Annotated in this window: 12 protein-coding genes; 11 read left to right on the top strand and 1 reads right to left on the bottom strand. The window is 59.7% G+C overall.

The window, feature by feature from the left end:
* Positions 1-91 precede the first annotated feature (91 nt).
* Positions 92-445 carry a restriction endonuclease subunit S domain-containing protein gene (locus tag PTZ19_RS11820; RefSeq protein WP_276354661.1) on the top strand — a complete coding sequence of 118 codons (354 nt, stop codon included), beginning with the start codon at positions 92-94 and terminating at the stop codon, positions 443-445.
* Between the two features lie 157 nt (positions 446-602).
* Positions 603-1232, top strand: a complete 630-nt coding sequence (locus PTZ19_RS11815) for a hypothetical protein (protein WP_276354660.1) — start codon at positions 603-605, stop codon at positions 1230-1232.
* On the opposite strand, the gene PTZ19_RS11810 is transcribed toward PTZ19_RS11815, so the two are convergent.
* Complete coding sequence (locus tag PTZ19_RS11810) at positions 1229-2506, bottom strand: ammonium transporter (RefSeq protein ID WP_276354659.1); 1278 nt, start codon at positions 2504-2506, stop codon at positions 1229-1231. The two genes, PTZ19_RS11815 and PTZ19_RS11810, sit on opposite strands and share 4 nt — an antisense overlap.
* Positions 2507-2765: 259 nt before the next feature.
* Here PTZ19_RS11810 and liaF point away from each other — a divergent pair, with 259 nt between their 5' ends.
* From liaF to PTZ19_RS11765, 9 genes are all read left to right on the top strand, one after another.
* Entirely contained in the window at positions 2766-3848 is a 1083-nt protein-coding gene (gene liaF / locus PTZ19_RS11805) for a cell wall-active antibiotics response protein LiaF (RefSeq protein ID WP_276354656.1), read from the top strand.
* A gap of 3 nt (positions 3849-3851) precedes the next feature.
* Positions 3852-4892 (top strand): sensor histidine kinase, encoded by a 1041-nt coding sequence (locus PTZ19_RS11800; protein ID WP_276354655.1) that lies wholly within the window; start codon positions 3852-3854, stop codon positions 4890-4892.
* A gap of 117 nt (positions 4893-5009) precedes the next feature.
* On the top strand, positions 5010-5651 hold the full coding sequence (locus PTZ19_RS11795) for a response regulator (protein WP_276354967.1): 642 nt from the start codon (positions 5010-5012) through the stop codon (positions 5649-5651).
* A gap of 44 nt (positions 5652-5695) precedes the next feature.
* Positions 5696-6109 (top strand): YugN family protein, encoded by a 414-nt coding sequence (locus PTZ19_RS11790; protein WP_276354654.1) that lies wholly within the window; start codon positions 5696-5698, stop codon positions 6107-6109.
* A gap of 167 nt (positions 6110-6276) precedes the next feature.
* The gene (locus tag PTZ19_RS11785; protein WP_276354653.1) at positions 6277-7812 is read left to right on the top strand and encodes a S1C family serine protease; all 1536 of its coding nucleotides are present in this window, start codon (positions 6277-6279) and stop codon (positions 7810-7812) included.
* A 108-nt stretch (positions 7813-7920) separates the two neighbouring features.
* Positions 7921-8607, top strand: a complete 687-nt coding sequence (locus PTZ19_RS11780) for a response regulator transcription factor (RefSeq protein ID WP_276354652.1) — start codon at positions 7921-7923, stop codon at positions 8605-8607.
* Between the two features lies 1 nt (position 8608).
* Complete coding sequence (locus PTZ19_RS11775; protein WP_276354650.1) at positions 8609-10090, top strand: sensor histidine kinase; 1482 nt, start codon at positions 8609-8611, stop codon at positions 10088-10090.
* A 107-nt stretch (positions 10091-10197) separates the two neighbouring features.
* Positions 10198-11151 (top strand): 4-hydroxy-3-methylbut-2-enyl diphosphate reductase, encoded by a 954-nt coding sequence (locus PTZ19_RS11770; protein WP_276354649.1) that lies wholly within the window; start codon positions 10198-10200, stop codon positions 11149-11151.
* A gap of 34 nt (positions 11152-11185) precedes the next feature.
* Complete coding sequence (locus PTZ19_RS11765) at positions 11186-11698, top strand: DUF2062 domain-containing protein (protein WP_276354648.1); 513 nt, start codon at positions 11186-11188, stop codon at positions 11696-11698.
* Positions 11699-12056: the final 358 nt, after the last annotated feature.

Here is a 12056-nt window from a genome sequence, read left to right as displayed (position 1 = left end):
TGACATGAGTGTTCTCAAAACGCCGTGATTGCATTACAATTATTTTATATGTGATGTAAGCTCACAAAATTTTGAGGGCAGGTGAGACCCATTGTCGGAATCTTCAGCATCCCCTCTTCCCCCGTCCGGTCTCAAAAAGAAGCCCGCCGAGGTTCTTTCCCTGCTTGAAGCGCTCATTGCCAAACGGGAGCAGGAAGTGGAAGAAATCGAGCAAATGGTGGAACGCTACGAGCGCCGCGTCCGGAAAGAAGAGCAGGCATACCGTTCCCTGTCGCCGCTGCGCCGCATGCTGACCGGAAAAAAGCCGGACCACCACCTGGCCGTGGAGTACATCCACTACGTGAAGAAACCGATGGAAAAAGCCCGTCTGCTGCGGGAAGAAATCAACCGTTACCGAGCCATGATCGACGGAACTTTGCCGGCGGAACTGCCGGATGCGTGGTGAACCCTCCGGGAAGCCGGGAGAGGAAATCTGCCGCGTCTCATCAGATGGCGCACGTCTGCTCCGCTTGGAGCAGGCTTTTTTTATTATATTTAAGGAAGGAACGGATTGCCGGCTCGCCCATTCCATGGTACATTCGGGTTTCAGAGGAGGGAGAAGGTTGCGTTCGTCGAAACGGGGAAAACGCGCCGCTGCGTTACTCGTCGTTGCGCCGGCTTTGCTGTCGTGGGGCTGCTCCAGGCAGGAAGAATCGGAATCCCCGAAGTCCGGTGCGATCACGGTGACGCCGATCGATCTATCCGAACCGGAATACGCGGAAGCGAAGACGTTCCTAGGCTCCGTCTCCGGGGCGGTTCGGCTGCGCTATGAAGGGGATAAACCGAAAGCAAGCCTCGAATTGGACATATGGCAGAACGGCGATATTGCCGGAACGGGCGGTTCGATCGCCGATTTGTTCAGCGATGCGGGAGACGACCGGGAAATCGAATTGATTCTGTCGACCGAGTCCGTTCAATCGGAGGGGAGCGACCCGATCCTGCAGGTCAAAACGGCCGCTTTTAAAGGCAACGGATACAGCACGTACACGATGAGCTTGCCGTGGGATCCGAAACGGAACTTGCGGGGGTCGATCGAACACGCGGAAGCGAAGACGTTCGGGGCGAACGAGCCGGCGCCGATATGGGGCATGCAAGCCGCCGGCTCGAACGGCATGGAGACGGCGGATTTCTCGCAGGAATCGCTTAGCCGGGTGGAGTGGGGGCTGATCTTCACCCTGCGCCCCGCGCCTTAATTCCTGCGGAGCGATCCGACATCCAGGAAATCGTGTTCCTGGCTGTAAGCCGGAACGCCGTGGATGCCGACGTCCAGGCCGATCAATTCTTCGTCCCGCGAGACCCGGACCGGTTTGAAACGCCGGATCGCGGCGAACGTGCACCAAGTCAAGCCGAAGCCCCAGACGGCGACGACGGCCAAGCCCAGCGCCTGCACGCCGAGCAGCTGCCAGCCGCCTCCGTAAAACAGGCCGGCATGGGCGGTCGTGCCGGGCACCGCGAACAAGCCGACGGCCAGCGTGCCGATGCTTCCGCTGATGCCGTGAACGGCGAACGCGCCGACGGGATCGTCTACCTTCCTGCGCTCCAGCCATTCGCTCGCCAGCACCATCACGATGCCGGAGACGGCTCCGATCAGAATGGCGGCGGCGTCCGAGACATACGCGCAGCCGGCCGTAATGCCGACGAGGCCGGCCAACGCGCCGTTGATCGCCATGGGCGGATCCGCTTTCCGATATCGCAGCATCGTGAACAGAATGCAGAGGGCGCAGCCGGATGCGGAAGCGAGCATCGTCGTGACGGCGATATGGCCGATCGCCGGGTTGGTGGCGCTTAACGTGCTTCCGGAATTGAAGCCGAACCATCCGAACCACAGGATGAAGGCGCCTACGGATGCCAGGGGCAGGTTGGAAGGCGGGACGATGTTCGTCCGGCCGTCTTCCCCGAACCGGCCGATCCGCGGGCCTAGGTAGATCGCCGCGGCCAGGGCGGCAAAACCTCCCAGGGCGTGAATGGCGGCGGATCCGGCGAAGTCGACCATGCCCATCTCGGCGAGCCAGCCGCCCGGCGACCAAATCCAGTGGCCCGCGATCGGATAGATCAAGCCGGTCATCACGATGGCATATACGATATATGCGCGGAAGTGGATGCGTTCCGCGACCGCTCCGGAGACGATGGAAATGACGGCGATGACGAACGCGCATTGGAACAGCCAGTAGGTATCGTGGGAAATGCTCAGTTTCAGGTGTGTAAGATCTCCTCCCATGAAGAAGCCGGTAGAGCCGATTATGCCGCCGGCGTCTTTGCCGTACATCAGCGCGAAGCCGGCCGAATAATAAACCAGCGCGCCGAAGGAAATGTCCACGAACACCTTCATGATGATGCTGACCGCGTTTTTCTGCCGTACGAAACCGGCTTCGAGCAGCGCGAACCCGCCCTCCATGAGCAGGATCATGGCTGCCGTCAACACGACCCATACCGTATCGAGTCCCTGGGACAACTCCGCCCATTCCATACCTGCCAACCCCTAATATGTTATAGAAACCTTACATAATCGGTAGAAATTCGCCCTCATTATATCGGCGAAACTGCCCAATGTCAATGAAATACGTCAAGAAAATTGACATCAAAATATCGGAGAGCCGGATCGCGCCCTCCGTCCCGAGACCGAGGAAAGGTTCCACCTCTCGGCGCTGTTTGCGGTTTCGGTTTTCTTCTATACTGGAATCACAAGACGGGAAAGAGTCTAGTTTGCGCATCGGAGGAACTTGCTTATGCAACCTTCATTTTTGCATCGATTGTTTTGGGGGATCGTGCTGGTCGCCGTCGGCGCCGCGTTTCTGCTGAACCAGACCGGCTACGCCGACATCGACATCGGCTGGATGTTCGCCCATTTTTGGCCGGCGTTTCTCATTTTGATCGGACTGCAAGGCATGTTGTTGCAGCGATCCGGCGGCTCGTTCTGGAACGTGATCCTCATCTTGATCGGGGTCGTGTTCCTGGGCCGTAATCTCGGATTCCTTAATTGGGAACTGCATGATTTGTTCAGTTTGATCGGGCCGGTCGCGCTCATTCTGTTCGGCATCGGAATGATCACCCGGGGGAGCGGGTCTTGCCGCCGCCGTCGGAAGGACGATCCGTACGACGGCTGGAATCCGGTAACGCCGCCGCCGGCCCAGGATCGCGCGGAGACGCCGATGGGACCGCCGCCCGCGCCTCCGCTGACGGACGATCCGAACGCTTCCTTTACCGAGACGCCGGGACAACCGCCAGCCGGCGGGGCAAGCACCCGTTTTACGCCCCCGCCCCGGCCGGACGCTGGCAATCCGCAGCCCTTTCCGCCGAACGGTCCGCCATTTCACCACGCTCGTTCCCATTTCCACGAGCGGATGGAGCGCAGGCAGCATCGCTGGGAAGAGCGGCATCAGCGCTGGCAGAACCGCCATCATCACCGGAGTTACTGGAATTGGGACCCGAACGCTACCCAATACTCCCGGTTCATCGGGGACGTGCATATCGGCCAGGACTATTGGGAGCTCAGGCCGATGAGCATCTCGCATTTCATCGGCGACACGACGCTGGACTTGACGAAAGCGCAAATCCCGGTCGGCGAAACGAGAATATACGTCTCCTGTTTCATCGGCGACGTGAAAGTGTTCGTGCCCAACGACCTTGGCATCGGCGTGCAGGTGATGTCGAGCAGCCTGATCGGGGACGTGCGGGTGTGGGACCAGAAAAGAGGCGGCTTTTTCAACCAGATGTCGGTGGAGTCGCCCGGCTACTCCGACGCGGAGAAGCGCGTCGTTCTCATCGCCAGCGCCTTTATCGGCGACGTTCGCGTCACGAAGGTGGGGTAAAGGATGCGCCCGGTCCGCAACAGCAAATGGGAGCTGGCCATCTACGCCGGACTCTCCACGCTCGTGCTCATGATCGCCGCTTACCTCGGATGGGATGCCATGGGCAGCCGCGTGCCGGATTTCGAGTGCTGGGTCGAGTGGACGATTCTGTTCATGGCCGTCCAGATGACGGTCGCCTACGTTCTCGGCCACCGGCACCAGCGGCGGATCGACCAGCTTCAGCTTGCTTTCAAGCAAGCGGCCGCGGGGAAGTGGAACACCCGCCTGCCCGATCTGGGCATAGACGCCTACAACGGAGTATACCGGGAATTCAATGACCTCATGAATCAACTGGAAGCCCGGCTTCAGCTGTTGCAGCGATTGGGCGAACGGGAGATCCGGGAAGGGGAGTCCGCCAAGGAGACGGCGGTGCTCGAGGAGCGCAAACGCTTGGCCCGGGATTTGCACGATACGGTCAGCCAGCAGCTGTTCGCGCTTCATATGTCCGCCTCCTCCCTGCCCAAGCTGCTGGAAAAGGACGAAGGGCAGGCGCGCCAGCTGATGGATCAGCTCATCGCCATGTCGTCGTCCGCCCAACGGCAGATGAGGGGGCTGATCGCCCAGCTCCGGCCGATGGAACTGCAAGGCCGCACGCTGGCGGAAGCGCTGGAGCGGTGGTTTCCGGATTATTGCCGGCACAACGGGCTGCAGGGTACGCTGGACATTCAGCTGAAAGGTCCGATGTCGGGGCCGAAGGAGCACCAATTGTTCCTGATCATCCAGGAAGCGATGGCCAACGTCGTCAAGCACGCCGAAGCCCGAACCGTCCGGCTGCAGCTCGGGGAGACCGAACAGCAGCTGACCTTGCAGCTCGAGGATGACGGAGCGGGCTTCCAGCCCGGCGAAGTCCGGGAAGGGGCCTACGGCCTGTCCACGATGCGGGAGCGGGCGCTCCGGCTGGGGGGCGAAGCGGAAATCGTCACCAAGCAAGGCGCGGGCACCCGCGTGCGGATTTGGATTCCGAAATTCGGGGGAGAGGAAGTCCTCCCGGACGACAACGAATGAAATGACCCATAAGGACGCGGAAGAATGAACGGACCCGCAAGAAAGGAAGAACGAGTACCGACCCAAGAAGGAGAGAGATCGAAGGTGCCGTCCGAGGAAACGAACGTTTGGAACGTCATGATCGTCGACGATCATGCCATGGTCCGCATGGGCCTCAAAACCTATTTGATGCTGGATTCCCGATTCGAGGTGATCGGGGAGGCGTCCGGGGGCCGGGAGGCCGTGACCGCGCTGGAGCGGGGCGGTTTCGGAGGCAAAATGCCGCACCTCGTCCTGATGGATCTTATGATGCCCGGCATGGACGGCGTCGAGACGACGCGCGCCCTGCTGGAGCGGTTTCCCGACCTGCGCATCATCATTTTGACCAGTTTTCTCGAGGACGATAAAGTCGTGGAAGCGATCGAAGCCGGAGCGGTCAGCTACGTGCTGAAAACGGTGTCGGCGGACGAGCTGCTCTACGCGATGCAAGGGGCGATCCGCCAAATGCCGGTCATGAGCGGGGACGTCTCCCAAGCGCTCACCCGGGGGCTCCGCAAGCGGTCCGTGAAAGACGAAGATGAGGGGTTGACGGAACGCGAACGCGAGGTTCTGCTGCTGATCGCCGAAGGGAAGTCCAACAAGGAGATCGGGGATGAGCTCCACATCAGCATCAAAACGGTCAAAACCCACGTCAGCAACCTGCTCATGAAATGCGGACTCGAGGATCGGACGCAGCTCGCCATTTACGCGCATCGGAAAGGCTGGGCCAAAGAGGGATAAAACACGGCGGGATCGGATACGATAGGTAGAAAAGGTGGATGAGCATGTATCCGATCGATTCCAAGCTGACCTCGCAGGTCCAGGAATTCGTGCCGTTCCGCAGCGCGGCCGCCGAGAAAGGTTTCGTTCTGGGCGGCAATTGGGACTACGACCACGGCTCGTTCGATTGCGCCCTGGACGGCGTGGACAAAGTGTGGCTGAGACTCCCTTTCGAGGTCACGCACGGGAATTTGGACAGCGAGTCCGAGGAGAACGACGCGAAAATCCGCTTCGGTCAGCCTTACGTGCTGAAGCATATGTATAATGAGGGGCTGAATCCCGAGGCGGAAGCGAAGCCGCTCGGCGCCATGTTCGATCAATTTTCCGAACCCGCGAATCCCGACGCGGAAGTGGAGACCCGGTGGATCGAGGAAGCCCGCCGCAAGCTGAACGAAATCGAAGCGATCTTTCCGGCCTAGCTGCAGGAGCCGCCCGAGAGACAAGGAGAATCGCCCGTACGGTGTGCCGGCGATTTTTTTCTTTTTAATCCGTCTTCATTTGCGTTTAAGATAGTTTTAAGGTTCGGAGTTCAAGATAGAGACAACAAGAGAGTTCGGCGCGGCTAAAGCGCCAAGGAGGAGTCAGCATGGACGATCAAAACAGAAACCCGGACGATAAGCGCGAGTTCGCATACGGACAGGATCCGTTCAAGAAAGAGGAAGACGCCTCGCGTCCGGAGCGGCAAGATCCGTACGCCGGATATCGCGGCGGCAACGAGCCGTATACGTACGGGCCTTACGGCAGACCGCAGCCTTATCGGACGGCGGAGGAATGGAAACCGGCCGAACCGGAACGTACGGAACCGACGCAGCAGGTCCGCGAGTACCGTCCTTTCACGGTATCCGGCGGCAGCGGCCGTGGCGGTTCGTGGCAGGCGCCGCCCAAGCGGACTTCGCTGCGCGCGGTATTCGCCTCTTTCATGGTCGGCGTGATCGCCGTCGGCGGTTTGATGTTCGCGGCGGACCAGGGCAACTGGTTCTCCCAGGGCGCCCAAGCGGCTCCCGCCTCGACGGCGGCATCGGGCGCCAAAACGGCGAGCGCGGCGGTCAGCAACGCGGCGGACGTCGTCCGCCCGAACAATATCGCCCAAATCTTCGAGAAGGCTTCCCCGGCGGTCGTGAAAATCGAAACTTACGTGAAAGCGAGCTCCCGCCGCAGTTCGTCGATGGACGACTTGTTCGAGCAGTTTTTCGGCCAGGTTCCCGACGGCAGCGACAGCGACAACGGCGGCGACGGCAGCGGCAGCGGTTCGCTTCAGGCCAGCGGCATGGGTTCCGGCTTCATTTTCGACTCCACGGGCTACATCCTGACGAACCAGCACGTGATCGCGAACGCCGACGATATCGAAGTGACGGTCATCGGGCACAACAAGCCGTTTAAAGCCAAGCTGCTGGGTTCCAGCTACGATCTGGACCTGGCGGTGCTGAAAATCGAAGGAACCGACGGAACCAGCTTCCCGACCTTGAAGCTCGGGGATTCCGCCGGCACGAACATGGGCGACTGGGTGGTCGCCATCGGCAACCCGTACGGATTCGACCATACGGTTACCGTCGGGGTGTTGAGCGCCAACGAGCGCGAAATCAGCATTCAGGATCAGGACGGCACGCGGAATTACCAGCACTTGCTGCAAACGGACGCCTCGATCAACCCGGGGAACTCCGGCGGCCCGCTGCTTAACCTGAACGGAGACGTCATCGGCATCAATACGGCCGTCAGCTCCGAGGCGCAAGGGATCGGCTTCGCCATCCCGACGAGCACGATCACGGAAGTAATTGACGATCTCAAGGCCAACAAGGAAATTCCGAAACCGTTCATCGGCGCTTCGCTGCAGACTTTGACGCCCGAAATCGCCAAGAAACTCGGGCTCAGCGGCACGGAGGGCTCCATGGTCGTCAGCGTCGTCTTCGGATCGCCGGCTTACAAGGCGGATCTGAGAGCATATGACGTCATCACCGGCATGGACGGCACGGCGTATAAAGACAACGCGTCGCTCATCGCCGCGATCCAGAAGAAGAAGATCGGGGATAAAGTGACCCTGAACGTCATCCGCAACGGAGAGAAAATCGACGTGCAGATCACGATCGGCAACCGGAACGACTTCGACACCGGCAACCAGCAGTAAAAATCCCCGAACGGACGACAAGCGGGAGGGTTCGGCAACGGACTTCTCCCGCTTTTCGTATCCGTCGGGTACAATAGAGGAGAGATTTGGGAAAGGAAAGGTTCTGTCATGAGACCCCACATTATGGTGATCGACGACGACGAAAAAATCACTTCCCTGCTGCGCCGGAGCCTCGCGTTCGAAGGTTACGAGGTGTCGACCGCGTCCGACGGGGCCGAAGGCCTTCGGCTGCTCGGCCAACGCGCGGCGGATTTGGTCGTGCTCGACGTGATGATGCCGCGGATCGACGGCTGGGAGGTATGCCGGAGAATCCGGGAAGCGGGCATCGTGGCCCCCGTGCTGATGCTGACGGCGAAAGACGACGTGCAGGATCGCGTGAAAGGTTTGGATATGGGGGCGGACGATTATCTCGTGAAGCCGTTCGCGCTAGAGGAGCTGATGGCCCGCATCCGCGCCTTGCTTCGGAGGAGGCCGGAACAGGTCGAAGAAGACGGCAGGCTCAGATTCGATGACCTGGTGCTAGACGTCGACGCCCGCGAAGCGATCCGCGGCGACCGCCGGATCGAGCTGACCGCCAAGGAATTCGATCTGCTGCATCTGTTCATGCAGAACCCGCGGCGCGTGCTCTCCCGGGACCAGATCATGGAGAAAATCTGGGGTTACGACTACAGCGGGGAATCGAACGTGCTGGAAGTCTACGTCGCGATGCTGCGGCAAAAGCTGGAGGAGAACGGCGGCAAACGGTTGATCCAGACCGTGCGGGGCGCCGGGTACGTGCTGAAAGGGGACAACTGAGATGTCCATCCGGCTGCGCTTGACCTTGTGGTATTCGGGCTTGCTGGCCGTGGCGCTGGTGGTGTTCGGCGGGGCGATCTACGCGGTGGTTTACCGCAATACGATGTCGGATATCGAACGGCAGCTGCGCCAAGTCGCGGCCAGCGCGGACGTATCGTTGACCCGATTCGACTTGCGCGGAAGCGTGTCGAGCGAGTTCGATCCGAATACGATCTATATTCAATTGGTGAGCTATACGCAGGACCAGAACGGGGAAATCCGCCAGATTTCCCATAACATGATGGCGAACGAACGCCGGGGAGAGCTTCAGTTCGACCATCCCGCGTATAACGAAGTAACCGACCGGTTCGTCAAACAGGAAATCGACGGCATGTCTTATCTGATCTACGAAAACCCGGTTGTTCTTCCCGGATCTGGACAATTGGTCGGCTTGCTGCAGGTCGGCGCGTTCACCGGCCGGGAGGAGCACCTGTTCGCGCAACTGCGGGCCATTCTCTTGATCGCCGGCGTTCTGGGCTTGGCGGCCGCATTCGCGCTGGGCATGTTCTTGTCGCGCAAGGCGCTTCGCCCGATCAACCGCGTAACGGAGGCCGCGCAGATGATCCAGAGCGGCTCCAGCTTGGGACTCCGAATTCCGAGAGAGAAGCCGAACGATGAAATCGGGCTGCTGACGGATACGCTGAACGGCATGCTGACGCGGATCGAGCGCGCTTATAATCATTTGGAAGAAACGAACGCGGCGCAGAGGCGGTTCGTGTCCGACGCCTCCCATGAGCTTCGGACTCCGCTGACCACGATCCGCGGCAACATCGACCTGCTGCAGAAAATTTTGCTGTCGGAGGGAGAGGCCGAGGACAGCCGCGTCGGCGCCTTGACCCTCGCGGAGCGCAAAGAAATGTCCAAAGAAGCGGTGCAGGATATCGCTGACGAAGCGCGGCGCATGAGCAGCCTGGTCGGCGACCTGCTCTCCCTGGCCCGGGCGGATGCGGGATACCGAATGGAGCTCGAACCGGTGCCCCTCCGGCAATTGGCGGAGGAAGCCGCCCGCCGTGCTTCATTCCTGCCTCGAAAAGCGGAGTGGCAGATCGGGCCGCTGGATGCGCTGGACGGCGTATGGGTGAATGGCAACCGGGATTATTTGCTGCAATTGTTGTTTATTCTCATTGAAAACGGGTTTAAATATACGCCTTCCGGAGAAGTTCGGCTGTTCGCCGCGCGGGATGAAGGAAGGATCGGCCTCGTGGTGGCGGATACCGGCATCGGCATCGGCCAGGAGGATTTGCCCCATATTTTCGACCGTTTCTATCGCGCGGATCCGTCCAGGGGGGAGACGTCCGGCACCGGTCTCGGCTTGTCCATCGCCAAATGGATCGCCGACATGCACCGGGGTACCTTGGAAGTCCGTTCGCGGCTGGGCCAAGGAACCGTCTTCACGCTGTGGCTTCCGATGCAGGCTTCCCCCGTATCCGATGTACAGGGTTAACCGTCGACTTTCCCCTCCGTTGGATATCCGCTATAATGGATACATCCGGATGCACCGTTCGACAGCATGTTATATTGTCGGCAGGGGCGGGAAGGCAGGCGCTTTAAATGGAAGTATTGAAAATTTCCCCCCGAGGGTATTGCTACGGCGTGGTGGATGCCATGGTGCTCGCGCTTCAGACGGCGCGCAACCTGGATCTTCCGCGCCCCATTTATATACTGGGCATGATCGTCCACAACAGCCACGTCACCGAAGCGTTCGAGAAAGAAGGCATCATTACGCTGGACGGACCGAACCGTTTGGAAATCCTCGAGCAGATCGAGAAGGGCACGGTGATTTTCACCGCCCACGGCGTATCTCCCGAGGTGCGGAAACGCGCGAGAGAGAAAGGCTTGACGCTCGTGGACGCGACATGCCCCGACGTGACGAAGACGCACGACCTGATCCGGGAGAAAACGGCCGAAGGGTACGAAGTCATTTATATCGGAAAGAAAGGTCATCCCGAACCGGAAGGGGCGATCGGGATCGCGCCGGGCCGCGTGCATCTGATCGAGCGGGAAGAAGAGATCCCGCGGCTTGCGATCCAATCGGATAAAGTCATCATCACGAACCAAACGACGATGTCCCAATGGGACATCCGGCATTTGATGTCCCGGCTGCTCGAGGCTTTTCCGCAGGCCGAAATCCACAACGAAATTTGCCTGGCCACGCAAGTGCGCCAGGAGGCGGTCGCCGAGCAGGCGAAGGAAGCCGAACTATGCATCGTCGTCGGCGATCCCCGCAGCAACAATTCGAACCGGCTGGCGCAGGTGTCCGAGGAGATCGCGGGCGTGCCGGCTTACCGGATCGCGGACGTGACGGAAATCAAGAGGGAGTGGCTGATGGGCATCCGCAAGGTGGCGGTCACGTCGGGCGCTTCGACGCCGACGCCGATCACGAAAGAAGTCATCCAGTACTTGGAGCAATTCGACTCGGACAATCCGGAAACGTGGCCGATCCGGCGGACCGTGAATCCGAGCAAGCTGCTGCCGACCGTCCGGGAAAAAAGCGCCCAAGGGTAATCCGTTGGAAGAGGCGGGAAAGGCAGGTCCTTGAATGGCTTTACGATTGGAGAAGTTCAAACGCTGGTTGAAATACAAGTATATCGGGCTGCTGCGCGCCAAGGGCGGCGCGTCCAGGGTCGCGATGGGGTTTTCGATCGGCTTGGCCGTCGAGATGTTCACGCTGCCGACGTTCGGTTTCGCTTTTCTGCTCATCTTCCCGCTGGTGATCGTGCTGAAAGGCAATTTGCCGGCCGCGCTGATCGGATTCGTTTTCGGCAAGGTGATCTATATTCCCATGGCCTTCGTCAACGCGATCGTCGGCGGCTGGGTGTTGCCGGATCATTTTACGGTGAAGATCCCGTTTCTCTACGATTGGGTCAACCGCGCGCTTACGACCTCGTTGAAATTGATCGTCGGAGGGGCGATCGACGGTGCCGTTCTCGGCGCGCTGCTGTATTTTCCGATCCGGGCGAGTCTCGAAGCGTTCCGGAACAAACGGAGGGAGAAGCGCAAGCTCCAGCGCGCAAGGCTGGAAGTGAAGCCGGTCGGCGGAACGCAGGATTGAGGATACTGCAGGCAAAGCTGAGATGGGTTGAATCCATTCGAAAGCGGCTGAGCCTTCGGATTATGCCTTCCACGTTGCTGATTTACGTTGATAAATTATAGGATATTCCATGTTTTGCTGAAATTACGGAACGATGGCTCCCAGCGGTCACCGCTGGTAAAGGGGCGCCGTTCCGTTTTTTTCTCAATATTTGGAAAAGGGACCTATTCGGATCTGGACGCCGATATTGGGGTGGCTTCATAAACCATCGTTGAGGTGGAGTTATGTAACTTTCTTACATAACGCTTGTCCGGATGCTGTGATTGGAGTGGACTTATGTAACTTTCTTACATAACGCTTGTCCGGATGCTGCGATTGG

It is taken from the genome of Cohnella caldifontis (genome assembly GCF_029360585.1).
GTDB classification, from domain to species: domain Bacteria; phylum Bacillota; class Bacilli; order Paenibacillales; family Paenibacillaceae; genus Cohnella; species Cohnella caldifontis.
The sequence above is the reverse complement of the archived record's forward strand: the minus strand, read 5'-3'. Positions and strand labels throughout refer to the sequence as shown.